The following is a 26,355-nucleotide window of genomic DNA, read 5'->3' on the forward strand; positions in this document are numbered from 1 at the left end:
CACCGGCCACGCCGCGTTGGTGACGTTCCTCACGAGGCGTCAGTCGAGCGGGACGGACCTGCGGGACGGATCCCGCAGGTCCGTCCCGTTCGCCAGCCAGCGCTCCTGGAGGGCCTGGGCGCCGTGCACGCGCTTCCAGGCGGCCTCGTTCGGGGTCATGGGAAGCAGCGGCAGGAAGCGGACCGGGTCGAGGGGCTCGTCGAGGTCGAGGTCCTCGACCAGACCGCCCGGCTCGGCGACCAGGACCGAGGTGAACGGAGCGCCGGGCCACAGGGGCCCGCCCACGTCGAGGGAGGCGCCCGGAGCCACGACCACTCCCTCGACCTGCGGGGACGCGGCGAGCACGGCGAGCGGGCGGAGCGCCTTGTCCGTGTCGGCGTCGCCCGGCCGGACGGACAGGAGCAGTTCGGCGCGCGGGCCCTTCACCGGGTCCGCGAGCACCGCCGTGGGGTCGCTCATCGGCTGCGCGGACATGCCGAGCGTGGCGTAGCGGACGATGTCGCCCTCACGAAAACGCAGCACCTCGACGCGGTCCGCGCCGAGGAAGGTGACCGCCGCGCGGGCGTCCGGCTCGCCCAGCGCCGTGTGCAGACGGGCCTCGACCAGAGGAAGAACATCAGCCATGCGGCGAGCATAGAACTCGTCAGTGCACGGCAAAGCAGCACCTTGACACTTCGGTCGACTGCTACTCTGGCCCGGTGGTTCGGGGCAGCACGCTGAAGCGTCGCGATCTTGCCCCGACGCAGACGAGACTCCCTCACGAGGGACCGGCTGGAGGAGGTGGGGCTGTCATGGATCGAAGTCACCCGTGCAGTACCACTCGCTCTTCCAACCACTGACGCAACTGCTCTGGCCTCTTCGCCTCCGGCTGGTCGCCGACTCTCGCGCTCATCTTCATGCGGAAGAGCACTTCGTTTCGTATTGCCTGATCTGTCTCATCTGAATCAGTAGCGAAGCTCGCCACCGCGACGGAGCGGTGCTCCCCGCTTTGTGGACGTGCCAAACCTCTTTCCCCGCCTCGATGGCCGGGGAGACGCCGAGTCAGGACGTCCTCATTCCGGGCAGTTCCACCCGTCGTGGCGGTCTTTCTTTGCTCGTCGCGAAGGAGCCTGCCATGTCGATGATCCGCGACCTCCGTGCCGTCGTCCGCCCCGCCCGCCCCTCCCTGCGCAAGGGGGGCGGGCGTACGGACAACGGCGCCTACGACACCACCCGCGACCCCGCCACGCCGTCGGCCGTCGTCGACTGCGCGGTCTACCGCGACGGCGCCCGTGTCGGGTTCGCGCAGGCGCCGACCCCGCAGGAGGCCATGCGTCAGGTGCGGCGTGACGGAGGCTTCGTGTGGATCGGGCTGCACGAGCCGACCGAGGCCGAATTCGCCGGTATCGCCGCCGAGTTCGGGCTGCACCCGCTGGCCGTGGAGGACGCGGTGCAGGCCCACCAGCGGCCCAAGCTGGAGCGTTACGACGACTCCCTCTTCACCGTCTTCAAGACGATCCACTACATCGAGCACGACCGGCTGACGGCCAACAGCGAGGTCGTCGAGACCGGTGAGGTCATGTGCTTCACCGGCAAGGACTTCTTCATCACCGTGCGGCACGGCGGCCAGGGCTCGCTGCGCGCACTGCGTCACCGCCTCCAGGACGACCCCGAACTGCTCGCCAAGGGCCCCTCGGCGGTGCTGCACGCCATCGCCGACCACGTGGTCGACGGCTACATCGCGGTCGCGGACGCCGTGCAGGACGACATCGACGAGGTCGAGACAGAGGTGTTCTCGCCCGGCCGCAAAGGCGCCCCGCGTGGCACGGACGCCGGCCGGATCTACCAACTCAAGCGTGAGGTACTGGAGTTCAAGCGTGCGGTGTCGCCGCTGCTGCGGCCCATGCAGCTGCTGAGCGAGCGGCCGATGCGGCTGGTCGACCCCGACATCCAGAAGTACTTCCGCGACGTCGCCGACCACCTGGCCCGGGTCCAGGAGCAGGTGATCGGCTTCGACGAACTGCTCAACTCGATCCTCCAGGCCAACCTCGCGCAGGCCTCCGTCGCGCAGAACGAGGACATGCGCAAGATCACCTCCTGGGCCGCCATCATCGCCGTGCCGACGATGGTCTGCGGGGTGTACGGCATGAACTTCGACTACATGCCCGAGCTGCACTGGAAGTACGGCTACCCCGTCGTCATGTCGGCCATGGTGGCCCTGTGTGTGGGCATCCACCGCACCCTGAAGCGCAACGGCTGGCTCTGAGGACGCCGGGCTAGTGTCCTGCGCCAGTAGTTGATCGTTAGTAGTTGTGTGACTTCTGCTGCTGGTGCGTCAGTTCCTCGTCGGGGCCCGAAGCTGGAACCGTTGCTGCTGTCTGATGACGAGCGGGCGGAGTTGGAGCGGTGGACGCGTAGGGCGACATCGGCCCAGGCCGTGGCCTTGCGGGCGCGGATTGTGCTGGCGTGCGCTGGTCCGGAGGTACCGCCAATCGTCGTGGTCGCCCGCGAGTTGCGGGTGGCCGCCGACACCGTCCGTAAGTGGCGGCGGCGGTTTTTGGCGGAGCGGCTGGACGGCCTGGTCGACGAGCCCCGGCCGGGCCGGCCGCCCACCATCAGCGTCGACCAGGTGGAGGCGGTCGTGGTCACGACGCTGGAGGAGATCCCGAAGAACGCCACCCACTGGTCGCGGAAGTCGATGGCGGAGCACAGCGGCCTGTCGAAGTCCACGGTCGGCCGGATCTGGCGGAAGTTCCAGCTCAAGCCGCATCTGGCGGACACGTTCAAGCTGTCGACGGATCCGTTGTTCGTGGAGAAGGTCTACGACGTCGTGGGTCTGTACTTCAACCCGCCCGAGGGTGCGGTGGTCCTCTCGGTGGACGAGAAGTCGCAGATCCAGGCCCTGGACCGGTCGCAGCCGGTGCTGCCGATAATGCCGGGCATGCCCGAGCGGCGTACTCACGACTACGTCCGCAACGGCCTGACCACCTTGTTCGCCGCGTTCGATGTCGCCACCGGCGAGGTGATCAGTGCCCTGCACCGTCGGCATCGGGCCGTGGAGTTCAAGAAGTTCCTGATCCGGATCGACAAGGAGGTGCCCGCGCACCTGCAGGTCCACTTGATCGTGGACAATTACGGCACTCACAAGACTCCCGCGATCAAGGCCTGGCTGGCCAAACACCCCAGGTTCGAGCTGCACTTCACCCCGACCGGCTCCTCCTGGATCAACCAGGTCGAGCGGTGGTTCGGCTACCTGGCCCACCAGATGATCCGCCGCGGCGCACACAAGAACATCCAGGCCCTCGAAGCCGACATTCGGGCATGGGTCAAGGACTGGAACAAAGAACCCAAGCCGTTCATCTGGACCAAGACAGCCCAAGAGATCCTCGACTCCCTTGCCCGCTTCTGCCGACGGATCTCTGGCGCAGGACACTAGGCTGGCGCCATGACTAGCGAGCTGATCGGCCGGGCCCAAGGGGACCGGGCTCTCGTCGAGCGGGCACTCGTCGAGGAGGCCACCAAGAAGTCCGGCCTCGTCTGGGTCCGGGGCGCCGGCGAGACGGCCGCGCGTGCGCTGTGGCACGTCTGGCACGAGGGCGCGGCCTGTCTGGTCGGCGACGGGCCGGGCGAGCAGCCGCTGCCGGGGCTCGTCGAGGGCGGCTCGGCCGAGGTCACCGTCCGCAGCAAGGACAAGGGCGGCCGGCTGGTCTCCTGGACGGCGCGGACCGTCGAGCTCGCGCCCGGCTCCGAGGCGTGGGAGGCGGCCGTCGCCGAGCTCAGGGGGAAGCGGCTGAACGCGCCCGACGGCGAGGCCATGACGGAGCGTTGGGCCCGGGAGTGCCGGGTGCTCCGGCTGGAGCCGACCGGCGGCACCTCGCCGCTGCCCGACGGGGACCTGGCCGCGGCGCCCGTTCCCACCCCGGCCACGACACGTGAGGCGGCGCCGGCCGCGCTCCCGAAGCTGCTGCTGAGGAAGCGCAGACGGAAGTAGGCGCCCGGCGGCCGGGGACGTCCCTGGCGGCACCGCTAGGACGTAGGGAGCTGCTTGCCGTAGTCCACCGTCTCGCCCTTCGCCGGTTCCTGGAGGGCGAAGTCCTTGCCCCAGGCCGAGAAGCTCAGCGTGCCCGCCCCGCCGGCGCGTTCCAGGCGCAGTGGGTACGGCTTGCCCTCCAGCGACACGTCCAGCGTGCCGCCGGAGCCGCCGTCGCCGGTGATGCGGACCGTGCGGACGCCGGACTGCTCGTGGTGGCCGTCGGTGTCCAGCGAGCCGTGCAGCGTCAGCAGACCGTCGAGCAGGAGATCCTTGTCCGTGAAGCCGCTGAACTTCTTGTACGACGGGTCGCCCGTCGGCACCTTCACATACTTGCCGTCGAGCTTGTCCCCGGCCGCCGCGTCCTTGCCGTCGTCGGACTCGGCGTCCTCGTGCTTCCAGAACGCCGCGTCGGCCTTCAGGAACAGCTGCTCGCCGACCCGCAGCAGATGGAAGGTGGCCCCCTCGGCGGTGACCGAGCCGGTGGCGCCGTCCGCCTTCAGACGCATGTCGAGCTTGTACGTGCGTCCGCTGGTGACCACGTTCCCCGACAGGCGCACCGCGTCGACCGAGCCCGCCGCCGTCTTCGTCCTCGCCTGGATCTCCTGGGCGGGGAGTCTGCCCACCCCGTTGGTGCCCGCGTCCGGATCCTCACTGCATCCCGTCAGTCCCAGACCCACGGCCAGCGCGCACAGCACGCTCACCAGCGGGACCCGGCGCGCACGGTTCTGGGGAATCGCAGTCACAGGGAGAGTCGCCTTTCTCCGGGGGTGTGCCGAGCGGCGTACGGCAGCGTACCGGGGTCGCGGAGCACCGGCGGAGCCAGTCCGTCCGGACCGCCCACCAGGGCGTATCCGATCGGGACGGGCTAGCCTTAAGCCCGCACCAGCGGGCATTCGGGAGAAGTACGTCACCCCTGACGCCGAGGACGGTCGCTCCCGGGAGAAGTCCGGGGAGAGGTTGCTGGAGAGGTCCGTGGAGAGGGCCCTGGAGATGTCCGTGGAGAAGTCTGCAGAGAAGGAGGTGCGGTGATGGCAGCGGGCGCCCCGCGGATCTTCGTCTCGCATCTCTCCGGCATCCCCGTGTTCGATCCGAACGGCGACCAGGTGGGCCGGGTGCGCGACCTCGTCGTCGTGCTGCGCGTGGGCCGGCGGCCGCCCCGGGTGCTCGGGCTGGTCGTCGAACTGTCCACGCGGCGGCGCATCTTCCTGCCGATGACCCGGGTCACCGGCATCGAGTCCGGGCAGGTCATCACCACCGGCGTGCTCAACGTCCGGCGCTTCGAGCAGCGGCCGACCGAGCGGCTGGCCTTCGGGGAGTTGCTCGACCGGCGGGTCACACTCGTCGAGACCGGTGAGGAGGTCAGCGTCCTCGACGTGTCGGTGCAGCAGCTGCCGGCCCGCCGGGACTGGGAGATCGACCGGGTCTTCGTCCGCAAGGGCAAGAAGGCGACCGCCTTCCGGCGGGCCAAGGGCGAGACGCTGACCGTGGAGTGGTCGGCGGTCACCGGGTTCTCGCTGGAGGAGCACGGGCAGGGCGCGGAGAGCCTGCTGGCCACCTTCGAGCAGTTGCGCCCCGCCGACCTCGCCAACGTCCTGCACCACCTGTCGCCCAAGCGGCGCGCCGAGGTGGCCGCGGCCCTCGACGACGACCGCCTCGCCGACGTCCTCGAGGAGCTCCCGGAGGACGACCAGATCGAGATTCTCGGCAAGCTGAAGGAGGAGCGCGCCGCGGACGTCCTGGAGGCCATGGACCCCGACGACGCCGCCGACCTGCTGTCCGAGCTCCCGGAACAGGACCAGGAACGGCTGCTGAGTCTGATGGAGCCCGCGGACGCGGCCGACATGCGGCGTCTGATGGCCTACGAGGAGCACACCGCGGGCGGTCTGATGACCACCGAGCCGATCGTCCTGCGGCCGGACGCCACCGTCGCCGACGCCCTCGCGCGCGTACGCAACCGCGACCTCTCCCCTGCGCTCGCCGCGCAGGTCTACGTCTGCCGCCCGCCCGACGAGACGCCGACCGGCAAGTACCTCGGCACGGTCCACTTCCAGCGGCTGCTGCGCGACCCGCCGTACACCCTGGTCAGCTCCATCATCGACGACGACCTGCAGGCCCTGGCGCCGGACGCGGCGCTGCCGGTCGTCGCCGGGTTCTTCGCGACGTACGACATGGTCGCGGCCCCCGTCGTCGACGAGGCGGGCTCGCTGCTGGGCGCGGTGACCGTGGACGACGTCCTGGACCACATGCTGCCCGAGGACTGGCGGGAGACGGAGTTCCACCTCGACGAGGGCGCGACCGAGGCGGTGGGCCCGCATGACTCCTGAGCGCGAGAGCGGCGGGCGCGCCGAGCGGGCCCCGGTCGGCGCCACGGCGTCCAGCCGCCACCGGGCCCGGCTGGACCAGCCGCGACCGCCCCGGCACCGGATCCTGCCCGAGTGGGACCCGGAGGCCTTCGGACGGCTGTCGGAGCGCATCGCGCGCTTCCTGGGCACCGGACGGTTCATCGTCTGGATGACGATCGTCATCATCGTCTGGGTCCTGTGGAACATCTTCGCCCCGCGCGACCTGCGCTTCGACAACTACCCGTTCATCTTCCTGACCCTGATGCTCTCGCTCCAGGCCTCCTACGCGGCCCCGCTGATCCTGCTCGCGCAGAACCGGCAGGACGACCGCGACCGGGTGAACCTGGAACAGGACCGCAAGCAGAACGAGCGGTCCATCGCCGACACCGAGTATCTGACCCGGGAGATCGCCGCCCTGCGGATCGGTCTCGGCGAGGTCGCCACCCGCGACTGGATCCGCTCCGAGCTCCAGGACATGGTCAAGGAGCTGGAGGAACGGCGGGACGGGCGCCACGAACATGCCGTATTCCCGGCAGAACGGTCGCGGGGACGTGACGTAGACGACCGGTGACGGGCTTACCGGGGCCACCGCGGCGCGCCGTACCATCGTGCTTATGGCTAGCGAAGACGCGGTGCGCGAGGCACTGGCGACGGTGAACGACCCCGAGATCAACCGGCCCATCACCGAGCTCGGGATGGTGAAGTCGGTGGAGATCGGTGCGGACGGGGCGGTCGCGGTCGCCGTGTACCTGACGGTCTCCGGGTGCCCGATGCGCGAGACCATCACGCAACGCGTCACGGACGCGGTCTCCGCCGTGGAGGGCGTCACCCGCGTCGACGTCGTCCTGGACGTGATGAGCGACGAGCAGCGCAAGGAGCTGGCGAACGCCCTGCGCGGCGGCCAGACCGAGCGCGAGGTCCCGTTCGCCAAGCCGGGCTCGCTGACCCGCGTGTACGCGGTGGCGTCGGGCAAGGGCGGCGTCGGCAAGTCGTCGGTGACGGTGAACCTGGCGGCGGCGATGGCGGCCGACGGCCTGAAGGTGGGCGTGGTCGACGCCGACATCTACGGCCACAGCGTGCCGCGCATGCTGGGCGCGGACGGGCGTCCCACCCAGGTCGAGAACATGATCATGCCGCCGTCCGCGAACGGCGTGAAGGTCATCTCCATCGGCATGTTCACCCCGGGCAACGCCCCGGTCGTCTGGCGCGGCCCCATGCTGCACCGCGCGCTCCAGCAGTTCCTGGCGGACGTCTACTGGGGCGACCTGGACGTGCTGCTGCTCGACCTCCCGCCGGGCACCGGCGACATCGCGATCTCGGTGGCCCAGCTGGTCCCGAACGCCGAGATCCTGGTCGTGACGACCCCGCAGCAGGCGGCGGCCGAGGTCGCCGAGCGGGCGGGCTCCATCGCGGTCCAGACCCACCAGAAGATCGTCGGCGTGGTCGAGAACATGTCCGGCCTGCCCTGTCCGCACTGCGGGGAGATGGTCGACGTCTTCGGCACGGGCGGCGGGCAGTCGGTGGCCGAGGGACTCACCCGCACGACCGGCGCCAACGTCCCGGTGCTCGGCTCCATCCCGATCGACGTCCGGCTGCGCGAGGGCGGCGACGAGGGCAAGCCGGTCGTCCTGACCGACCCCGAGTCCCCGGCGGGTTCCGCGCTGCGGGCCATCGCGGGCAAGCTCGGCGGCAGGCAGCGCGGCCTGTCGGGACTGTCGCTGGGAATCACCCCGAGGAACAAGTTCTAGCCGGGGCGGTTCCGCGCAGAGGAGTCGCCCGCCCGTGAGCCGTGCGGTTGTGCGCTCATGGGCGGCTCCGGCCACGAAGACGCGCCACGACGACGAAGCGCCACGGCCACTTACGCAGCGTCATGGCCGGCAGGCGCCACGGCCGGCAGGCGCCACGGCCGGCAGGCGTCACGGCCGTATGAGGGTGCCCTCCGCTCGGGGGGGCACCCTTTTCGTCGTGGCTAGGCGTACTCGGCGATGTCCTTGATCACGGAGAAGCCGAGGCCGTACGCGCTCATGCCGCGTCCGTACGCCCCCAGGTGCACCCCGCCCTCGGTGGAACCGGCCAGCACCCAGCCGAACTCGGACTCGCGGTAGTGGAACGGGGTCGGCACACCGTCGACCGGCAGCGACAGCGTCGACCAGTCCGGTCCCGAGAGGTCGTCGGCGAGGACCCACGCCGTCTCGGTCTGCTGGTCCAGCCAGTCGTCGCGCAGGCTGTGGTCCATCTGGCCCGGCCAGGTGAAGGGCAGCAGACCCACGCCCGCCAGCCAGGCCGCCGAGGACACGGAGGTGGCCTCGAGCAGACCGGTGCCGTCCGGGCTGCGCCGGACGGGGTTCGCGGCGACGGTCACGACGACCGCGAACTTCCCGCGGTCCTCGCCTGCCGTCTCGTGCCGGACCGAGGGCTCGTCGCCGTGTCCGACGCAACCGTGCTCCACGGCTCCGTCGGCCGCCGTGCCCACCTGCATCAGCCAGCGCGGCCCCGTGAAGGCCTCGTCGAGGCCGTACCAGGGAAAGGGTGCCTCCAGGTAGCCGTCGACCGTACGCCGGACGGAGGGGACCTGTGGTCCGCCCTCCGCGGCCGGCGTCTGCGCGACTGCCCGACTCGTCGTCTCCATGTGCCCGGACGCCTCCTCGTTCTCGACGGAACGACCGGCCCGCCCCCCTTCGGGCGTACTCGTCCGCTCCGCACAACAACCAGGCAGCATAGCCACACCGCTCCCGGCTGCCGGGAATCCACCCGGCGCGTGCTGCGTGCGCCCCCTCACACCGGGGCGTTGGCGGGCTGGTCGGGGCTTGTCAGGTGGCGTCCGCGTCGAAGGGCGGGCGGTCGTCCCCGCCCGGCGCCTCGGGCTTCTTGGTCATGTCGACGCGGCCACCGCCCGGAGAGGACGAGTCCGGCGAGGAGGAAGCGGACGACCCCGAGCCGACGGCGTCCGTGTCGCGGCTGTGGACCGCGTCCGTGACCTCGGCCATCTCCTTCTTCAGGTCGAAGCCGTTGCGGAGCTCCTTCAGCCCCAGCTCGTCGTTGTCCAGCTGCTTGCGGATGAACGTCTTGGGGTTGAGGTCCTCGAACTCGAAGTCCTTGAACTCCGGCCCCAGCTCGCTGCGGATGTCCGCCTTGGCGCTCTCGGAGAACTCGCGGATCTTCCGGACGGTGCGCATCACGTCCTGGATGACCTTCGGGAGCTTGTCCGGACCGAAGACGAGCACGGCCAGGACGATGATCGTCACCAGCTCGAGCGGTCCTATGTCATTGAACACCTGAAGCTCCTTGCGATGTCCGCGGTCCTCGGTCCTCGGGCCCTCAGTGGTCAGTTCGGGTCTTCCGTGGTCCGGGCCGGGTCCACGGTACCTGTCGCGCCTGGCGAACCGGTACTGTCCCGGGCCTCGGAGTGCGTGTACGCGGCCGGTTTTCCGCGATGTTTGCCATGCCGGACCGGCTTTTTCGCGCTCCGGCCTGTGATGTTTCCGTCAAACGTCGGGCGAACGGCCGTGAGCGGGCCGCGCGGGCCCGGGTGGGCGCGTCAGCCGCGTCCCCGCCCTGGACGCGGCGCGTCAGCCGCCGCCGGACGAGCCGAGGACCAGCGTGAGGGTGCGCTCGGCGCCGTCGCGCAGGATCGTCAGCCGCAGGCGGTCGCCGGGGCGGTGGGCGCGGGTTCTGACGATCAGCTCCTTGCCGGAGTGGACGCGCTGCCCGTCGACCTGCGTGACGACGTCCCCGGCCCGCAGGCCGGCCCGGGCGCCGGGGCCGCCCGCGGTGACCGGGGGGCCGCCGTCACCGCCCTTCGCGCTGATCCGGGCACCGTCGCCCGCGTACTGCAGGTCGAGGGAGATGCCGATGACCGGGTGGGTCGCCCTGCCGGTGTTGATCAGCTCCTCGGCGACCCGCTTGCCCTGGTTGATCGGGATGGCGAAACCGAGGCCGATCGAACCGGACTGCGCCTTGCCGGCGCCCACACCGGCGTCGGCGGAGCGGATCGCGGAGTTGATGCCGATGACGTGGCCCTGCGCGTCGAGGAGCGGCCCGCCCGAGTTGCCGGGGTTGATCGGCGCGTCGGTCTGCAGGGCGTCGACGTACGACACGTCATCGGCGTCCCCGCCGTCACCGCCGGCCGTGATGGGCCGTTCCTTGGCGCTGATGATGCCGGAGGTGACGGTGCCCTCGAGGTCGAAGGGGGCGCCGATGGCGACGACCGGGTCGCCGACCCGGACGTTGTCGGAGTTGCCGAGGTACAGGGGCTTCAGACCCTTCACACCGGTCACCCGCACCACGGCGAGGTCGTATCCGCTGTCCCGGCCGACGACCTCGGCCTCGGCCGTCTGGCCGCCGTTGAAGACCACGGTTATCCCGCCGTCGCTCCCGGCCGGCTCGACGACGTGGTTGTTGGTGAGGATGTAGCCGAGCGAGTCGAGCACGAACCCGGTGCCGGTGCCGCCCTCGTCGCTGCCGCTGACGTGCAGGGTGACAACGCTGGGCAGGGCACGGGCGGCGATCCCGGCCACGCTGTCCGCGGCCCGTCCGGCGGGCTCGGCGGACGCCTGCGGCAGCCGGACCGGGTCGAGCCCGCCGTTGCGCTCGAGATACACGCCCACGGCTCCGCCGAGCACGCCGGACACCAGCGCGACGGCGAGGGCACCGCCCACCAACTGTCTGCGCACCCACCGTCGCCGCTCCCCGGCGGTCGTCGGGTCGGCCCCGGTGTGCTGCCACGTCCCGCCGTGCGCATGCGGCTCCCGCCGCATCGCGGCAGCCCACGGGTCGTAGCGCTGCCAGGCGTCGAAGCCCCCGTCACGTCCGGACGGTGCGGACGGGTCGGAGGGCGCCGACGGGTCCGACCGGACCGATCCGGATGCGGCCGAGGAGGCGAGGAGGTACCCGGAGTCGGCGAGGGCCGCGGGCACCGTGCCGTGAGCGGCGTCCGGGGCGGGTGCCGCAGCCTGATCCGGGTCGGGCACGGCGCCGTGAGCGGCGACGGATCCGGCACCGGGAGCGCCGACCGGCACGTCGCCGGAGGTGGCGGCCGTGCCCGGGCCGGCGGTCGAGGGGGTGCCGGGTGTGGCAGCGGTGGCCGGTGCCGGATCGGCGGGCGACGGACGCGGTCCGGGGACGGCCGGGAGCGGGGCCGTCTGCCGCGGAGCCGACGGAACCGACCCCATCGACGGCGGGACGCCCACGGCGGGTGTCGTCGCGCCGCCGGGGGCGGGGGCGACCGCCGGGTGCTGGACGGGGGGTGCGGGCGCCCAGGGGCCCGGTTCGCCGTACGGCGGGGTGCTGTACGGGTCGGGGTCGTGCAACGGCTTGGGGCGCTCGACGGCGACCGGCTCCGGCACGGCGGTGGACACGACGACGGGAACGACGCCGGGGCGGTCGCCGACGGGGCCGGCAGCCGCCTCCTGCGAGCCCGTCCCGTCGAAGGTCCCGTCGGTGGGAACGACATCACCGTGGGAGGCGTCGGCCGTAACGGCCGCCTCGCAGGCCTCGTCGGCGCGGCCGTCCCCGCCCCCCGGCCCGGCATCATCGGCGGGTGTCCCGCCGGACGCCGGACCCGCAGGGCCGGTCATCTGCGTCGACGCGGCTTCGCCGGGAGCGGGGGCCGCGACCGGGTGCTCGGGGCCGGCGGCGGGCCGGGCCAGTTCGAAGTCGCCGTCCGGGGTGGGCGGCGGGGGCACCGGCGTCATGTCGGCGTCGTCCGCGGTGTGCCGGTCTCCCTTGGGTTCCTGTGGTCGAGGCCGGCTCCACCACTTCGCCTTCGTGGGCTTCCCCTCGTCCATGCTCTCCCCACCCGCGCACTCCGCTTTCGCGTCCGGCAGCCTGGCCGGACGCGGCCGTCCCTGGATTCAACCAGGTTCGCGGCGGAGTGGCGCGGGCTCGGCTCAGCGAGCGTTGCGCAGGAACGGGGAGGGGGCGGAGGCGGTGTCGGGGGCGGGCGCGGCGAACAGACCGATACCGGTGACCTGAGGTGCGGCGCTCCAGTCGGTCAGCGAGATCGGCGGGGTGGTGCCGAGCGGACGTATCAGCGGGGACATGGCCGCGGCCCCGGCCACCATGGGCGTGGTGAGCCGGTGCAGGACCTGGTCGTTGCGGCCGCCGGCCGGAGCGGGCACGCCGGGCAGCAGCGGAGCGGAGGCCTCGGTCGGGGCCACCGGGGTGTCGCCGGGCTGACCGCCCTGGGAGAGCAGGGGGCCCGCGGCGCGACGACGCTGGTTCTCCGATGCCGCCGAGGGGCCCGCCCCCGGAGTACGGGCCGGCGTCACATTGCTTCCGGAGCCCGACCCGGCCCGGCCGTCCGCGGTCGTGTCGATCGGAGCGACGGTGGTCATGCCGCCGAGGGCGATCGCGGCCAGCGACACCGCGCCGGCCGCGACGAACGCGAACCGCATGCTGCGGGAGCGCTCGGAGTCATGGCGTTCGCCGCCCCGGCCCGGAGGGTGGATGCGAAAGCCCCGGTCCGACGCGGGGGAGAACACGGAGCCGTGGTCGCGGGCCGGCACATAGCCGAACTCGAACGGCTCGTCCCGTCGCGTCCCCCTCGCTCCGAAGACGCCGTCGGCGAAGCCGCCCCCGCCCGGCCGCGTGCCGCCGGGGTCCGGATCGCCTCCCCCGGGGAGACCCTGGAGACGGGCCAGAAAGCTTTCGGAGGGGGTCGGCGGCGCGACTTCCGCGAAGACGTTCTTCAGCCGGCGCTGCGCGTCGACCTCGGACTTGCACTTGGGACAGGTCGCCACGTGCGCCAGCACGCGCTCCCGGGTGTCGTGACCGAGCTCGCCGTCCACCAGGGCCGAGAGCCGGTCTCCGAGATGCTGCTCCGCGAGGAGCCTCTCGGCGGCGTTGTGTCGGGATCCACTCACGCGGTCGCGCCCCCTCCTCCCAGAGCGGGCACGCGCGCCACGAGGGGACGGCGTCCGGCGCGCGCCTCGGGCGAACGGTGCGCGAGGGCCTTGCGCAGCTGTGAACGGCCACGGTGGATGCGCGAGCGGACGGTGCCCAGCTTGACGCCCAGGGTCGCGGCGATCTCCTCGTAGGAGAGGCCTTCGATGTCGCAGAGGACGACCGCGGCGCGGAACTCGGGCGCGAGGGTGTCGAGAGCCTGCTGGACGTCCGCGTCGAAGTGGGCGTCGTTGAAGAGCTGCTGGGGGGTGGGCTCCTTGCTGGGCAGCCGCTCGGCCGCGTCGTCGCCCAGCGCGTCGAATCGGATGCGCTGCTTGCGGCGGACCATGTCGAGGAAGAGGTTGGTCGTGATGCGGTGCAGCCAGCCCTCGAAGGTGCCCGGCGTGTATGTCGACAGGGAGCGGAAGACGCGGACGAAGACCTCCTGCGTGAGGTCCTCGGCGTCGTGCTGGTTGCCGGTCAGCCGGTAGGCGAGCCGGTAGACCCGGCCGCTGTGCATGCTGACGATCTCCTCCCACGTGGGCGGAGTCCACGCCTGCCCGTCCGCGTCGGTGGTGAAGGTCGCGGTCTGGGCTTGTCCGGCGGCGGCGCCGGCGTGGCTGTGGTCAGCAGCGGTGTCGTTCACGGATTTCGGCCTGCCCGCCGACCCGAGAAAGCGCCGCAGCACTCCTCCCCGATCCACGCGTGCGGCCGCACCTCCCCTGTCGGCTCTGGTGGTGTCCAGTGGAGCCCCTACCATAGCCACCTCGCCCGTTAGCTCCGGATAAGCGGTTTTACGAGAGATTGTTGTACGCCGACCGGGCTCGCACGGCCGCATCAACGCCTGGTCGGCGCCCGGTCCCCCATCGTGATCCAACTGTGTCCCCCGCTCGTCGTTCCCACCCCATCAAACGTCCGGTCCCATCTGCGGGTTCCCGGCGGCAACGGATACAGTCACGCCGAGGCAACCACGGGGACAGGAGAGGGTCATTACCGGCAACCGGCAGGCAAGCTGGGCGTTCGCCGACGCCTATGCCGCCGAGGACGAAGCGCTGCGCTGGGCCCGCGACCGCGCCCGTGAGGCAGGGCTGCGCTCGGTGTCGCCCAGCACGGGCGCCGCGCTGCGGATGCTCGCCGCCGCCGTGGACGCGAAGGCGGTCGCCGAGATCGGCACCGGCACCGGCGTCTCCGGGATCCACCTGCTGTACGGGATGCGCCCGGACGGCGTCCTGACGACCGTCGACCCCGAGCCGGAGCACCAGCAGTTCGCCCGGCAGGCCTTCCGCGCCTGCGGCTTCGCCAGCAACCGGGCCCGCTTCATCCCGGGCCGCGCGCTCGACGTGCTGCCCCGCCTCGCGGACGCCGGCTACGACCTCGTCTTCTGCGACGGCGACCGTCTGGAGCTGCAGGAGTATCTCGCTGAATCGTTGCGCCTGCTGCGCCCCGGCGGCCTGGTGGCCTTCGAGGGCGTCTTCGCCAACGGGCGCACGGTCGATTCGGGGCCACAGCCCACGGAGGTCATACGCATCCGGGAGCTGCTGCGGGCGGTGCGCGAGAGCCAGGAGCTCGTGCCCTCGCTGCTGCCGGTCGGCGACGGGCTGCTGTGCGCGGTCAAACGCTGACGACGTATACGACCCGCGCACCGCGTCCGCCCCGCTGACGGCGGTCCGGCAGCGGCCGCGGCCGTCGGGCCTCGGCCGGCCGTCGGGCCGTCAGGGGCCGAGGCCCTCTCCCGGACGTCTGCCGGGGAGCGCGGGAGGCGTGCGAAGACAACTGCTCCGGCGCCCAGGAGGACGCCGGAGCAGTCGAAGAGAACAGGGTCGCTTGCGCGTCAGCCGACGACCTTCTTCAGGGCGTCGCCGAGCGCGTCGGCCTCGTCAGGGGTCAGCTCGACGACGAGCCGCCCGCCGCCTTCGAGCGGAACGCGCATGACGATGCCCCGCCCCTCCTTGGTCACCTCGAGCGGGCCATCACCCGTTCGCGGCTTCATGGCCGCCATGCTCGTTCCCCTTCCTGAAACCAGCTCATCGCCAAAGCCGACGGCCCGTGGAGGGCAGCCGCGATCCAGCGTGGGACACGCGACACCGGCATCGAACACATTGCTTCCCAGCCATTATCCCGCATCTCAGGACCCGATGACCAACATCAGTCGGCATCGCTTGGGCAACGCGCGCGAGCAAAACCACTCAATTCGGCGATGTGACTGCGATACTGCGCCGCCGCACGGACTTCCGCGCGCCGGAAATCGTCCCGAATTCTTTGACGCAGGTCACACGTCGCGTCCGGTCCGCGGACGATGATCTCCGCCATGCTGTCCTCGTACACCGGATGTACTGACGAGTAATGCGTCGGAGCCGCGACGCGGAGGGGAAACACCATGGCCGACACCGTGCTCTACGAGGTGAACGACGGGCTCGCGACGATCACGCTGAACCGCCCCGAGGCGATGAACGCCCTGAACATCGCGGCGAAGGTCGCCCTCCGGGAGGCGGTCCGCTCCGCGGCGGCCGACGACGCCGTGCGGGCCGTCCTGCTGACCGCCGCCGGCGAGCGGGCGTTCTGCGTGGGTCAGGACCTGAAGGAACACATCGGGCTGCTGGCCGCGGGCTCGGGCGAGGTCATGAGCACGGTCAGGGAGCACTACAACCCGATCGTGCGGGCCCTGACGGAGGCCCCGAAGCCGGTGGTCGCCGCCGTGAACGGAGTCGCCGCCGGTGCGGGCCTCGGCTTCGCGCTGGCCGCGGACTACCGCATCGTGGCCGACACGGCGTCCTTCAACACCTCGTTCGCCGGGGTGGCGCTGACCGCCGACTCCGGCGTGTCGTGGACCCTGCCCCGGGTCATCGGTCCGGGCCGGGCCGCCGACCTGCTGCTCTTCCCGCGCAGCATCACGGCGAAGGAGGCGCACGAGCTGGGCATCGCCAACCGGGTCGTCCCGGCGGCCTCGCTGCCCGCCGCGGCCGAGCAGCTGGCGCGGATGCTGGCGGAGGGTCCGACGGTGGCGTACGCGGCGATCAAGGAGGCGATGGCGTACGGGTTCTCGCACTCGCTGGCGGAGACGCTGGACAAGGAGGACGAACTGCAGACCCGGGCGGGGGCGTCCGAGGACCACACGATCGCGGTGCGGGCGTTCGTCGAGAAGGGAACGCCGAAGTACCTGGGCCGGTGAGCCCGGGCCGGTGAGCAGGGCCGGTGAGCAGGGCCGGTGAGCAGGGCCGGTGAACCCAGCCGATGAGCCCCGGGCCGGCCGGTGCGCCCAGGGGGCGGCCCGGGCCGGCCGGCGGGCCTCAGCCGACCCTGCTGACGCAGGTCTCCAGGTGGTCGTCCACCAGGCCGCACGCCTGCATCAGGGCGTACGCCGTCGTGGGTCCGACGAACCGCAGGCCGCGCTTCTTGAGGGCCTTGGACAGCGCCGTCGACTCGTCGGTGACCGCGGGGACGTCCGCGAGGGTCCTCGGGACCGGGCGGCCGGCCCGATCCGGGGCGTGGGACCAGATCAGCTCGTCCAGGTCGCCCGGCGCCCAGCCGGCGAGCACGCGCGCGTTCGCGACCGTGGCGTCGATCTTCGCGCGGTTGCGGATGATGCCGGGGTCGGCGAGGAGACGAGCGCGGTCCTCGTCGGTGAAGACGGCGACCGAGGCGATCTTGAAATCGGCGAAGGCGGTACGGAAGCCCGGGCGGCGGCGCAGGATCGTGATCCAGGACAGACCGGACTGGAAGGCCTCGAGGCTGAGGCGCTCGAACAGCGCGTCGTCGCCGTGGACCGGGCGGCCCCACTCCTCGTCGTGGTACGTCACGTAGTCCGGCGTGGACAGGGCCCAGGGGCAGCGCAGCGCGCCGTCCGGCCCCGCGAGGGCGACGCCGTCGCTCACCGCTGGTCCTCCGGGGCCTGCTTCTCCATCGAGACGTGGGACGCGGCCGGGGCCTGCGCGCCGGCCAGCGCGGACTCGAGGTCGGCGATGCGGGCGTCCCGCTCGGCGAGTTCGGCGGCGAGGCGGTTGAGCGCGTCGTCCACGTCCGACATCCGGTAGCCGCGGGCGGCTAGGGGGAAGCGCAGGCGGTCGACGTCGGACCGGTCGAGCGGACGGTCCGGGGGCAGCGGGTCGTGCAGCCGCTCCGGGGCCACCTCCGGCAGCGGGCCGGTGCCCTCGCCGCCGCCCAGCACGGCGAGGGTCACCGCGGCGACCACCACGGCGAGCGCGATGACCAGGAACAAGAACATAACCATCGGTGGGCCCCCACGCTCGGTGTGCTCGGAGTGGATGTGTGCGGGTCCGATCGTGCCATGCGGGTGCGGCGGCTAGGGTCGCAGGCGGTGGTTGTGCAGGACGTTCGAGGAGAGGTCACAGGGGATGCTCAGACTGGGCAAGCGGGAATTCGGCGCGCACGAGCCGGTGGTCATGGCGATCGTGAACCGGACCCCGGACTCCTTCTACGACCAGGGCGCGACCTTCCTCGACGAGCCGGCCCTCGCGCGCGTGGAGCAGGCGGTGGCGGAGGGGGCGGCCATCATCGACGTCGGCGGGGTGAAGGCGGGCCCGGGCGAAGAGGTGACGGCGCGGGAGGAGGTCCGGCGGACCGTCGGTTTCGTGGCCGAGGTGCGGCGGCGCTTCCCGGACGTGGTGATCAGCGTGGACACCTGGCGGGCCGAGGTCGGTGAGGCGGTCTGCGAGGCGGGCGCGGACGTCCTGAACGACGCGTGGGGCGGCGTGGATCCGGGCCTGGCGGAGGTCGCGGCGCGGTACCGGGCGGGGCTGGTGTGCACGCACGCGGGCGGCGCGCAGCCGCGGACGCGTCCGCACCGGGTGACCTACGACGACGTGATGGCCGACATCCTGCGGGTGACGCTGGGGCTGGCGGAGCGGGCCGCGGAGCTGGGGGTGCCGCGGGAGTCGATCATGATTGATCCCGGGCACGACTTCGGGAAGAACACCCGGCACAGCCTGGAGGCGACCCGGCGGCTCGACGAGATGGTGGCGACGGGGTGGCCGGTGCTGGTCTCCCTGTCCAACAAGGACTTCGTCGGGGAGACGCTGGACCGGCCGGTGAAGGAGCGGGTGGTGGGCACCCTGGCGACGACGGCGGTGTCGGCGTGGCTGGGGGCGCAGGTGTACCGGGTGCACGAGGTGGCGGAGACGCGGCAGGTGCTTGACATGGTCGCCGCCATCGCGGGGCGTCGGGCGCCGGCGGTGGCGCGGCGGGGGCTCGCGTAGTCACCGGGTCGCCCTCGCCGCCCGCCCCCGTCCGGGGGCCGCGCCCCGGACGGGCTGGACGTCAGCGGCCCGCTTCCTTCGACACCAGTGCCACCGCCTCCTCGACGTCGTCCGTGACGTGGAAGAGGAGGAGGTCCTTCTCGGCGGCCTTGCCCTGGGCGATGAGGGTGTTCGTCAGCCAGTCGATCAGACCGCCCCAGTACTCCGTGCCGAAGAGGACGATCGGGAAACGGGTGACCTTCTGGGTCTGGACGAGGGTGAGCGCCTCGAAGAGCTCGTCCAGCGTGCCGAGGCCGCCGGGCAGGACCACGAAGCCCTGCGCGTACTTCACGAACATCATCTTCCGCACGAAGAAGTAGCGGAAGTTCAGGCCGATGTCGACGTACGGGTTGAGTCCCTGCTCGAAGGGAAGCTCGATGCCGAGGCCGACGGAGATGCCGCCCGCCTCGCTCGCGCCCTTGTTGGCCGCCTCCATCGCGCCCGGGCCGCCGCCCGTGATCACGGCCCACCCGGCGTCGACGAGAGCGCCGCCCAGCCGTACTCCGACCTCGTACTCCGGTGAGCCCACCGGCGTCCGTGCGGACCCGAAGACGCTGATCGCCGCGGGGAGTTCGGCGAGGGTGCCGAAGCCCTCGATGAACTCCGACTGGATGCGCAGGACCCGCCACGGGTCGGTGTGCACCCAGTCCGAGGGGGCCCGTTCGTCCAGCAGCCGTTGGTCGGTCGTGCTCGCCTGCACCTGGTCCCGCCTGCGAAGGACCGGTCCCAGGCGCTGTTCTTCCGGTGGCTGCTTCTTGCCCTCGGGGTTCCCTGTGGCCATAGTGAGCTCCCTCTGCTTGCGTCGGTTCCACCTCAGCGTAGATCCACGCGGGTTACGTGCGGGGGACGTCGGCGTGTCCGCCGGGCAGCGCCGACGCGCCCGGCCTCCCTCAGGCCGTCAGCCAGGCCCGCAGCCGCTCCTCGCCCGCCAGGATCTTGGCCGTCTCCACGCGTTCGTCCCGCTTGTGCGCCAAGTGCGGGTTGCCGGGGCCGTAGTTGACGGCGGGCACGCCGAGGGAGGAGAAGCGACTCACGTCCGTCCAGCCGTACTTGGGCAGCGGGGTGCCGCCCACCGCCTCGATGAAGGCCGCGGCGGCCGGATGGGAGAGGCCGGGCAGCGCGGCGGGGCTGTGGTCGTCGACCGTGAACTCCGCGACCCCGCAGTCGGCGAAGACCTCGCGGACGTGGGCGAGCGCCTCCTCCTCGCTGCGGTCCGGCGCATAGCGGAAGTTGACGGTGACGACGCACTCGTCGGGGATGACGTTGCCGGCCACACCGCCCGTGATGCCGACCGCGTTGAGGCCCTCGCGGTACTCCAGTCCGTCGATGACGGGCCGGCGCGCCTCGTAGGAGGCCAGCCGGGCCAGGATCGGGGCGGCCGCGTGGATCGCGTTGGAGCCCATCCAGCCGCGGGCCGAGTGGGCCCGCTCGCCCTGCGTCCTCAGCAGGACCCGCAGGGTGCCCTGACAGCCCCCCTCGACCTGGCCGTCGGAGGGTTCCAGCAGCACCGCGAAGTCGCCGGCCAGCCACTCCGGGCGGGCCTCGGCGACGTGCTTGAGGCCGTTGAGCTCGGCGGCGACCTCCTCGTTGTCGTAGAAGACGAACGTCAGGTCGCGGTTGGGGGCCGGCACCGTCGCCGCGATGCGCAGCTGGACCGCCACCCCCGACTTCATGTCGCAGGTGCCGCAGCCCCAGAGCACCCCGTCCTCATCCAGCCGCGAGGGTACGTTCCCGGCGATCGGCACCGTGTCGATGTGGCCGGCGAGGACCACGCGCTGTGCGCGGCCGAGGTGCGTGCGGGCGACGATGTTGTTGCCGAGCCGGTCCACCGTCAGGTGGGGCAGCGCGCGGAGCGCGAGCTCGACGGCGTCCGCGAGCGGCTTCTCGGCGCCGCTCTCCGAACGGAAGTCGACGAGCCTCGCGGTCAGTGCGGCGGCGTCCAGAGTCAGGTCAAGCGGGGTGTCGGCCATGCCGTCGACCCTAACGCGCCGGTCGGCCGCCCTGCTCTTCGCCACCTCTGCACCGGCCGCCCTGCTCTTCGCCACCTCTGCACATCCGCCTCCTTCTTTTCACTACCCTCCAGTACCTTGTACGCGTGCCGAAGCAGTCACCCTCCTCCCAGCGTCGCGGCCGCCTGCTCCGTTTCGGGGCGGCCTGCGTGGTCCTGTCCGCCGTCGCGGGCTATGTCGTGGTGCAGTACGTCGCCGGCGGCACCGGCGATCCGGGCTGCAGAGTCGTTTCCGCCGACGGGACGGCGTCGTACGAGTTCACGCCGGAGCAGGCGGTGAACGCGGCCACGATCGCCGCGGTCGGCACCGACCGGTCCCTGCCTGAGCGGGCGGTGGCCATCGCGCTCGCGACCGCCATCCAGGAGTCCGGGCTGCGCAACCTCGCCCACGGCGACCGGGATTCGCTCGGCCTGTTCCAGCAGCGGCCCTCGCAGGGCTGGGGCACCGAGAAGCAGGTCACCGACCCCGCCTATGCGGCGGACATCTTCTACAAGCACCTGGAGAAGGTGCGCGGCTACACCGAGTTGCCGCTCACCGTCGCCGCCCAGCGGGTGCAGCGCAGCGGCTACCCGGAGGCGTACGCCAAGCACGAGGGGGACGCCGTGCTGCTGGCCGCCGCGCTCACCGGCACCTCGCAGGCGACGCTGGCCTGCGACGGCCGCTCGGCCGCCACGACGTCGACGACGGTGACGGCGGCGACCGCGACGGGCACCGGGCCGGCGGCGGTCCGGGCCGCGCTGCGACGCGACTTCGGGCGGGCCGCACACCGGGGGACGGACGGGAAGGACACCGCGTCGCCCGCCTCCTCTTCGTCGCCGCCGGCCGAGGTGCCGGCCGTCGAGAGCGGGGAGCGGACCGTGATGCTGCCGGTGACCGAGGACACCGCGGCCGACGGGCGCAGCGTCGGGGAGCGCGGCTGGCAGCTGGCTCACTGGGCGGTGGCCAACGCCTCGGCCCTGCGTATCGAACGCGTCTCGTACGCGGGCCGGGAGTGGGTCTCGGGGACCTCCGACCTGCGGTGGCGGAAGACCGGTTCGACCAGCGCGGAGGGTGTCGGGGCCGCTGCGGCGTCCGGCGGCGCCGGCGACGTGCGGATCGTCACCGCTCAGTAGTACGGGACGTCACCCGGCCGGGTCATGCGGCCACCCCCCGTTCGGCAGGGTGCTCAGGTTTTCGCGCCGTCACCCCCGCGCCCGCGGAATCCCTTGCGGGCAAAGGGGTCCGGGGTTCGACGCACTTTCGCACGGGGCGGGATTTGCCCGTTTTTATACGCAGCCGATAATGCGACGCATTGCCAACTCTTTACGCCGGCGGTGCGCAACCTTCGTGGATCTCGAGCGGTAGTCACTGCGTCCGGGCCCGGACAGTCCTTGTTCACTCCCGTCGAAGGAGCAACATGTCTCTCCCCCTGACCCGCCGGATCGCCCGTGCCGCGCTGCTCGTCGCTGCGGGGGCGGCCGCCGGAGTCGGTGCGGCCGGCTCCGCCAGTGCGGCCCCCGCCCTTCCCGCCACCCCGAACCTCGGCGGACTGACCGCCCTGGACACGGCGAACGTCGGCAGCACCGTCGACGGCGCGACGCACAGCGTCACGGGGCTCGCGACCAAGGCCGGCGGCAAGACCGTGCAGAAGGCGGCGCCGGTGGCGCAGAAGACGGCCGGTGAGGCGGCGGGCTCCGCCGGCGGTCTCCTCGGGGACACCACGTCGACCGCCACCAAGGGCGGGCTGCCGACGGACTCCCTGGCCAAGGGCGGACTGCCGACGGACTCCCTGGCCAAGGGCGGACTGCCCGGCGCCAAGACCCTGCCGGTGAAGAGTCTGCCGATCGGCTGACACCGGCCGCCGCCCGGTCCGGCCACTCGGTCCGGCCACTCGGGCCGGCCGATCGGGCCGGCCGATCGGGCCGACGACGGGGTCCTGGGAGCCTCCTGCTCCCCGGGCCCCGTCGCGCTGTGCCCCGTCGCGCTGTGCGGGCGCCGGGGGCGGCGCCACGAGGACGCCCGCCGCTACAGGCGCTCCACCGCCGCGCGCACGCGTTCGTCCGTCGCCGTCAGCGCCACGCGGACGAACTTCTCGCCGGCCTCCCCGTAGAAGTCGCCGGGGGCCACCAGGATGCCCCGGTCGGCCAGATGGGCGACCGTGCTCCAGCAGGACTCGTCGCGGGTGGCCCAGAGGTAGAGGCTGGCCTCGCTGTGCTCGATGCGGAAACCGTGCGACAGCAGCGCCTCGCGCAGCAGGGCGCGCCGGGCGGCGTAGCGTTCGCGCTGCTCACGGACGTGGGCGTCGTCGCCGAGGGCGGCCACGACAGCCGCCTGGGTGGGCGCCGAGGTCATCATGCCGCCGTGCTTGCGGATCTCCAGGAGGGGGCCGAGGACGGCCGGGTCGCCCGCCAGGAAGGCCGCCCGGTACCCGGCCAGGTTCGACCGCTTGGAGAGCGAGTGGACCGAGACGATGCCCTCGTACGAGCCGCCGTTGACGTCCGGGTGGAGGACCGAGACCGGGTCGGCCTCCCAGCCCAGCTCCAGGTAGCACTCGTCGGAGAAGACCAGCACCCCGTGCCGCCTCGCCCAGGCCACCACACGGGTGAGCTCGGCCTTGGACAGCACCCGGCCGGTGGGGTTGGACGGGGAGTTCAGCCAGAGCAGCCTGAGGTTCGCCGGGTCGAGCTCCGTCGGGTCGTCGTAGACCTCGTACCGCGCGCGGGCCAGGCGCGCGCCCACCTCGTACGTCGGGTAGGCAAGCCTCGGGTACGCCACCTTGTCGCCGGGGCCGAGGCCCAGCTGGGTCGGCAGCCAGGCCACGAGCTCCTTGGAGCCGACGATCGGGAGCACATGCCGGTGGGTGACGTCGCGGGCGCCCAGGCGGCGCTCCAGCCAGCCGGTGATCGCGTCGCGCAGGGCCGGGGTGCCCCACACCGTCGGGTAGCCCGGGGAGTCCGCCGCGTCGACCAGGGCCTTCTGGACCAGGTCGGGGACCGGGTCGACCGGGGTGCCGACCGAGAGGTCGACGATGCCGTCCGGGTGGGCTGCGGCCGTCTTCTTGTACGGCTCCAGCTTGTCCCAGGGGAAGGTGGGAAGTCGGTCGGAGACTGCGGAGGACACGGTGACTGGCTCACTTTCGTACGTACGGCAAACGCCTCGGCCCCGTACGGCGATCAGACCTGATCAGGCCGTACGGGACCGAGGCGGCAAGGGTGCGGGCCGCCGCGGACTACTCGGCCTGCGGCGGCAGCGCGGCGACGAAGGGGTGATCGCGCTCGATCAGCCCCAGCTTGCTGGCCCCGCCGGGCGAGCCGAGCTCGTCGAAGAACTCGACGTTCGCCTTGTAGTAGTCCTTCCACTCCTCCGGAGTGTCGTCCTCGTAGAAGATCGCCTCGACCGGGCAGACCGGCTCACAGGCGCCGCAGTCGACGCATTCGTCCGGGTGGATGTACAAGGACCGCTGGCCCTCGTAGATGCAGTCGACCGGGCACTCTTCGATGCACGCCTTGTCCTTGACGTCGACACAAGGCTGCGCGATGACGTAGGTCACGCTGTCGTTCCTCCTCGATTGGGCGCTGGCGGGCCTCCTCAGGCTCCGCCGCCTGGCGCGCGGGAGCGCGGCGTCGTCGATGCCCGCCACCTAGTATCTCCGTTCTTGGGCATGATCCGAACAGGAGGGGTGAACCGACCTGTGGAAATCTCGGCCGCCGGACGTCTCGAGGTCCGCATCACCGCTGCTGACGTGGGGAAACGCGTCTCCGTGCGGTGCTTGACCGACGCTGGAGCCGCCGACGGGAAATTCACCGACACGGTCGGGGTTCTCACATCATGGGACGACGGTGTGCTCGCGATCACACGGAAGGGCGGGGAGAGCGTCCGTGTTGACGCGTCCTCGCTGGTCGCGGGGAAGGTCGTGCCCGCCGCCCCGGCCCGCCGCCGGGGGCCGGCCGCCGGCTACCGGGAGCTGGCCGGCGTCGCCGCGCGGGCGTGGCGGCCGGTGGAGAGCGCACGGCTCGGCGCGTGGGAGCTGCGGGCGGCCGCCGGGTTCACCCGCCGGGCCAACTCGGTGCTGCCGCTCGGCGACCCCGGCATGCCCCTCGACGCGGCCCTGGACGCCGTACGGGCCTGGTACGGCGCCCGGGGGCTGCCCGCCTACGTACAGACGGCGACGGGCGCCGAGGGGACCGAGGAACTGCTCTGTGCGGAGCTGGAGCGGCGCGGGTGGGTGCGTGAGGTGACGGCGGAGCTGTGGGTCGGGGCACTGGCGCCGGTCGCCGACCGGGCGGAGGCCGAGGGCGTGGTGCTGACCCGGGAGGCCGACGCGGCATGGCTGGCACGGTACGGACGCAAGGGGGTGAGCGAGGTGGCCCTACGGGTGCTGGCAGGAGGGTCCGCCCGCTCGGACGAAGCGGGGAGCGGGGCAGGGCCGTCCGTGTGGTTCGCGTCGGTGCCCGCTCCCGAGGGCGGGGCCCCGGCCGCGATCGGACGATGTGTCGTGGACGGCCGCTGGGCCGGCTTCGCCGCCGTCGAGGTGGCTCCGGCGCACCGCCGCCGGGGACTCGCCACGACGGTGATGGCCGCGCTGGCCCGCAGGGCGCTCGACGAGGGCGCGTCGGCGGCCTGGCTGCAGGTGGAGGAGGAGAACGCGGGAGCGCGGGCGCTCTACGCCGGGCTGGGCTTCGCGGCCCACCACGCGTACCACCACTACCGGGAGCCTGCCGGGGAGCCCTCGCACGGCCCGTCGTCGGAGGCGTCGTGAGCGGATTCGAGTGGGCGCAGGTGCGGGAGCGGTTCGCGGCCGAGGCCCGGTCCGAGCGGCCCGATCTGGCGTTGCTGTGCCTGCTGGTCGGAGCGGCGGCGGACCCGGCCGCGGGCGAGGACGGTCTGGACGCCGGGCAGATCGAGCTGGACCGGCTGGCGGGGCAGGTCCCGTACCGGCCCGGCGGGCCCGCGGCATGGGCGGAGGCGTTGCGGGAGCTGCTCGGCGAGCGGTACGGGTTCCGCGGTTCCGCGGCGGACTACGACCGGCTGGACTCGTCGTTGCTGGACCGGGTGCTGGTGCGGCGGCGTGGGCTGCCGATCCTGCTGTCCGTGGTGTGGGTGGAGGTGGCGCGGCGGGCCGGGGCGCCGGTGTACGGGGTGGCGCTGCCGGGGCATTTCGTGGCCGGCTTCGGACCGCCCGAGGACATCGGTCGCCAGGTGCTGGTCGACCCCTTCGACGGGGGACGGCTGCTGACCGGCGAGGACGCCGACCTGCTCGTCACCGGTGCGACGGGCGTGCCGCTGGAGCCGTCGATGCTGACGCCGGCGGAGCCGCTGGACGTGGTGATGCGCATTCTGAACAACATCCGGTCGTGGGCCGCGGCCCGGCCCGAGCGGTCGGACGTCGCCCTGTGGGCCGTGGAGTTGGCGCTGGCGGTGCCCTCGCATCCGGCCCGGCTGCGGTACGAGCGCGGGCAGTTGCTGGTGCGCCGGGGCGACTTCCTCGGCGGGGCCGCCGAGCTGGAGGAGTACGCCGGGCTGGTGGAGGTCGTGGACGAGGGCACGGCGGAGCGGGTGCGCGGCGAGGCGTTCGCCGCCCGGGCCCTGCTGAACTGAGCGCACGCTCCGCGGTCGCCTTCCGGGCGGGTGCGGGTTGCGGGTGCGGGTCCAGGTTTGCCGTTGCGGTCGCGGTTGCGGTCGCTTTCCGCGAGGTACGGGCCGCAGTCGCGTCCGGGGAGCGCGCGGCCCACAGCCCGGTCCGGGGAGCGCGCGGCCCACAGCCGAGTACGGGGAGGCGTGGACCCGGTCGCGTTCATGGCACGCCCCGGCCGCCGTCCCCTCCGGGCGAGCGCGGAACGCGATCCCCTCCGGGCGAGCGCGGAACGCGGTCCCGTCCG

28 protein-coding genes are annotated in these 26,355 nt (G+C 72.4%); 13 read left to right on the forward strand and 15 right to left on the reverse strand.

Annotated elements, in window-relative coordinates; all coding sequences use genetic code 11:
• Positions 1-39: 39 nt before the first annotated feature.
• Positions 40-624, reverse strand: a complete 585-nt coding sequence (locus C6376_RS03495; protein ID WP_107442039.1) for a suppressor of fused domain protein — start codon at positions 622-624, stop codon at positions 40-42.
• 490 nt (positions 625-1,114) lie between these two features.
• On the opposite strand from C6376_RS03495, the gene C6376_RS03500 reads away from it, so the two are divergent.
• From C6376_RS03500 to C6376_RS03510, 3 genes are read left to right on the forward strand one after another with little or no spacing between them, the layout of a single operon-like run.
• On the forward strand, positions 1,115-2,245 hold the full coding sequence (locus C6376_RS03500; protein ID WP_107442040.1) for a magnesium and cobalt transport protein CorA: 1,131 nt from the start codon (positions 1,115-1,117) through the stop codon (positions 2,243-2,245).
• Between the two features lie 48 nt (positions 2,246-2,293).
• Positions 2,294-3,415, forward strand: coding sequence for an IS630 family transposase (locus C6376_RS03505; RefSeq protein ID WP_107441906.1), 1,122 nt, complete (start codon positions 2,294-2,296; stop codon positions 3,413-3,415).
• A gap of 9 nt (positions 3,416-3,424) precedes the next feature.
• Positions 3,425-3,970: a hypothetical protein gene (locus C6376_RS03510; RefSeq protein WP_107442041.1), complete on the forward strand. Its 546-nt coding sequence runs from the start codon at positions 3,425-3,427 to the stop codon at positions 3,968-3,970.
• A 35-nt stretch (positions 3,971-4,005) separates the two neighbouring features.
• On the opposite strand, the gene C6376_RS03515 is transcribed toward C6376_RS03510, so the two are convergent.
• Positions 4,006-4,755, reverse strand: a complete 750-nt coding sequence (locus C6376_RS03515) for a hypothetical protein (protein WP_107442042.1) — start codon at positions 4,753-4,755, stop codon at positions 4,006-4,008.
• A 285-nt stretch (positions 4,756-5,040) separates the two neighbouring features.
• Here C6376_RS03515 and C6376_RS03520 point away from each other — a divergent pair, with 285 nt between their 5' ends.
• The 3 genes from C6376_RS03520 to C6376_RS03530 are packed head-to-tail and all read left to right on the forward strand — an operon-like array spanning position 5,041 to position 8,102.
• Positions 5,041-6,336 (forward strand): CBS domain-containing protein, encoded by a 1,296-nt coding sequence (locus C6376_RS03520; RefSeq protein WP_107442043.1) that lies wholly within the window; start codon positions 5,041-5,043, stop codon positions 6,334-6,336.
• A complete protein-coding gene (locus tag C6376_RS03525) occupies positions 6,326-6,925 on the forward strand; it encodes a DUF1003 domain-containing protein (protein ID WP_107442044.1) in 600 nt (199 codons plus the stop codon). Before C6376_RS03520 ends, C6376_RS03525 begins: the two co-directional genes overlap by 11 nt.
• Before the next feature lie 43 nt (positions 6,926-6,968).
• Positions 6,969-8,102, forward strand: a complete 1,134-nt coding sequence (locus C6376_RS03530) for an Mrp/NBP35 family ATP-binding protein (RefSeq protein ID WP_107442045.1) — start codon at positions 6,969-6,971, stop codon at positions 8,100-8,102.
• A gap of 221 nt (positions 8,103-8,323) precedes the next feature.
• Here the strand turns inward: C6376_RS03530 and C6376_RS03535 are convergent, their stop codons facing one another.
• The 5 genes from C6376_RS03535 to sigE form a co-directional block, all read right to left on the reverse strand.
• Entirely contained in the window at positions 8,324-8,983 is a 660-nt protein-coding gene (locus C6376_RS03535) for a hypothetical protein (protein ID WP_107442046.1), read from the reverse strand.
• A gap of 181 nt (positions 8,984-9,164) precedes the next feature.
• Entirely contained in the window at positions 9,165-9,629 is a 465-nt protein-coding gene (locus C6376_RS03540; RefSeq protein ID WP_107442047.1) for a sec-independent translocase, read from the reverse strand.
• 294 nt (positions 9,630-9,923) lie between these two features.
• Entirely contained in the window at positions 9,924-12,140 is a 2,217-nt protein-coding gene (locus tag C6376_RS03545) for a trypsin-like peptidase domain-containing protein (RefSeq protein WP_107442048.1), read from the reverse strand.
• Positions 12,141-12,242: 102 nt separating this feature from the next.
• Positions 12,243-13,217 (reverse strand): anti-sigma factor, encoded by a 975-nt coding sequence (locus tag C6376_RS03550; RefSeq protein ID WP_107442049.1) that lies wholly within the window; start codon positions 13,215-13,217, stop codon positions 12,243-12,245.
• Positions 13,214-13,924 (reverse strand): RNA polymerase sigma factor SigE, encoded by a 711-nt coding sequence (gene sigE / locus C6376_RS03555; RefSeq protein ID WP_107442050.1) that lies wholly within the window; start codon positions 13,922-13,924, stop codon positions 13,214-13,216. The genes C6376_RS03550 and sigE overlap by 4 nt, the downstream gene beginning before the upstream one ends.
• 235 nt (positions 13,925-14,159) lie before the next feature.
• On the opposite strand from sigE, the gene C6376_RS03560 reads away from it, so the two are divergent.
• Positions 14,160-14,858 (forward strand): O-methyltransferase, encoded by a 699-nt coding sequence (locus C6376_RS03560; protein ID WP_107442051.1) that lies wholly within the window; start codon positions 14,160-14,162, stop codon positions 14,856-14,858.
• Between the two features lie 209 nt (positions 14,859-15,067).
• Here the strand turns inward: C6376_RS03560 and C6376_RS03565 are convergent, their stop codons facing one another.
• Both C6376_RS03565 and C6376_RS43675 read right to left on the reverse strand, forming a co-directional pair.
• Complete coding sequence (locus tag C6376_RS03565; protein WP_003966491.1) at positions 15,068-15,235, reverse strand: DUF3117 domain-containing protein; 168 nt, start codon at positions 15,233-15,235, stop codon at positions 15,068-15,070.
• Positions 15,236-15,381: 146 nt separating this feature from the next.
• The gene (locus C6376_RS43675) at positions 15,382-15,546 is read right to left on the reverse strand and encodes a hypothetical protein (protein WP_159083142.1); all 165 of its coding nucleotides are present in this window, start codon (positions 15,544-15,546) and stop codon (positions 15,382-15,384) included.
• A gap of 67 nt (positions 15,547-15,613) precedes the next feature.
• Here C6376_RS43675 and C6376_RS03570 point away from each other — a divergent pair, with 67 nt between their 5' ends.
• Positions 15,614-16,405: an enoyl-CoA hydratase/isomerase family protein gene (locus C6376_RS03570; RefSeq protein WP_107442052.1), complete on the forward strand. Its 792-nt coding sequence runs from the start codon at positions 15,614-15,616 to the stop codon at positions 16,403-16,405.
• A gap of 118 nt (positions 16,406-16,523) precedes the next feature.
• Here the strand turns inward: C6376_RS03570 and C6376_RS03575 are convergent, their stop codons facing one another.
• Together C6376_RS03575 and C6376_RS03580 are read right to left on the reverse strand one after the other, a co-directional pair.
• A complete protein-coding gene (locus tag C6376_RS03575) occupies positions 16,524-17,108 on the reverse strand; it encodes a DNA-3-methyladenine glycosylase I (protein WP_107442053.1) in 585 nt (194 codons plus the stop codon).
• Entirely contained in the window at positions 17,105-17,458 is a 354-nt protein-coding gene (locus tag C6376_RS03580) for a DivIVA domain-containing protein (protein ID WP_107442054.1), read from the reverse strand. Before C6376_RS03580 ends, C6376_RS03575 begins: the two co-directional genes overlap by 4 nt.
• A 130-nt stretch (positions 17,459-17,588) precedes the next feature.
• Between C6376_RS03580 and folP the strand changes: the two genes are divergently transcribed.
• Positions 17,589-18,449, forward strand: a complete 861-nt coding sequence (folP, locus tag C6376_RS03585; protein WP_107442055.1) for a dihydropteroate synthase — start codon at positions 17,589-17,591, stop codon at positions 18,447-18,449.
• Between the two features lie 61 nt (positions 18,450-18,510).
• Here the strand turns inward: folP and C6376_RS03590 are convergent, their stop codons facing one another.
• A complete protein-coding gene (locus C6376_RS03590; RefSeq protein WP_107442056.1) occupies positions 18,511-19,269 on the reverse strand; it encodes a TIGR00730 family Rossman fold protein in 759 nt (252 codons plus the stop codon).
• Between the two features lie 109 nt (positions 19,270-19,378).
• Entirely contained in the window at positions 19,379-20,458 is a 1,080-nt protein-coding gene (gene dapE, locus C6376_RS03595) for a succinyl-diaminopimelate desuccinylase (RefSeq protein WP_107442057.1), read from the reverse strand.
• Between the two features lie 125 nt (positions 20,459-20,583).
• Between dapE and C6376_RS03600 the strand changes: the two genes are divergently transcribed.
• Both C6376_RS03600 and C6376_RS03605 read left to right on the forward strand, forming a co-directional pair.
• Positions 20,584-21,609, forward strand: coding sequence for a heavy metal transporter (locus C6376_RS03600; RefSeq protein WP_107442058.1), 1,026 nt, complete (start codon positions 20,584-20,586; stop codon positions 21,607-21,609).
• 284 nt (positions 21,610-21,893) lie between these two features.
• Positions 21,894-22,328 (forward strand): ATP-binding protein, encoded by a 435-nt coding sequence (locus tag C6376_RS03605; protein ID WP_107442059.1) that lies wholly within the window; start codon positions 21,894-21,896, stop codon positions 22,326-22,328.
• Between the two features lie 173 nt (positions 22,329-22,501).
• Here the strand turns inward: C6376_RS03605 and C6376_RS03610 are convergent, their stop codons facing one another.
• Both C6376_RS03610 and fdxA read right to left on the reverse strand, forming a co-directional pair.
• Entirely contained in the window at positions 22,502-23,596 is a 1,095-nt protein-coding gene (locus C6376_RS03610; protein ID WP_107442060.1) for a bifunctional succinyldiaminopimelate transaminase/glutamate-prephenate aminotransferase, read from the reverse strand.
• 109 nt (positions 23,597-23,705) lie between these two features.
• The gene (gene fdxA / locus C6376_RS03615) at positions 23,706-24,026 is read right to left on the reverse strand and encodes a ferredoxin (protein ID WP_007495984.1); all 321 of its coding nucleotides are present in this window, start codon (positions 24,024-24,026) and stop codon (positions 23,706-23,708) included.
• Positions 24,027-24,137: 111 nt separating this feature from the next.
• On the opposite strand from fdxA, the gene C6376_RS03620 reads away from it, so the two are divergent.
• Both C6376_RS03620 and C6376_RS03625 read left to right on the forward strand, forming a co-directional pair.
• Positions 24,138-25,235: a GNAT family N-acetyltransferase gene (locus C6376_RS03620; protein ID WP_173985575.1), complete on the forward strand. Its 1,098-nt coding sequence runs from the start codon at positions 24,138-24,140 to the stop codon at positions 25,233-25,235.
• A complete protein-coding gene (locus tag C6376_RS03625; RefSeq protein ID WP_107442062.1) occupies positions 25,232-26,074 on the forward strand; it encodes a transglutaminase-like domain-containing protein in 843 nt (280 codons plus the stop codon). Before C6376_RS03620 ends, C6376_RS03625 begins: the two co-directional genes overlap by 4 nt.
• Positions 26,075-26,355: the final 281 nt, after the last annotated feature.

This window comes from Streptomyces sp. P3 (assembly GCF_003032475.1).
In the GTDB taxonomy this organism is placed as follows: Bacteria; Actinomycetota; Actinomycetes; order Streptomycetales; family Streptomycetaceae; genus Streptomyces.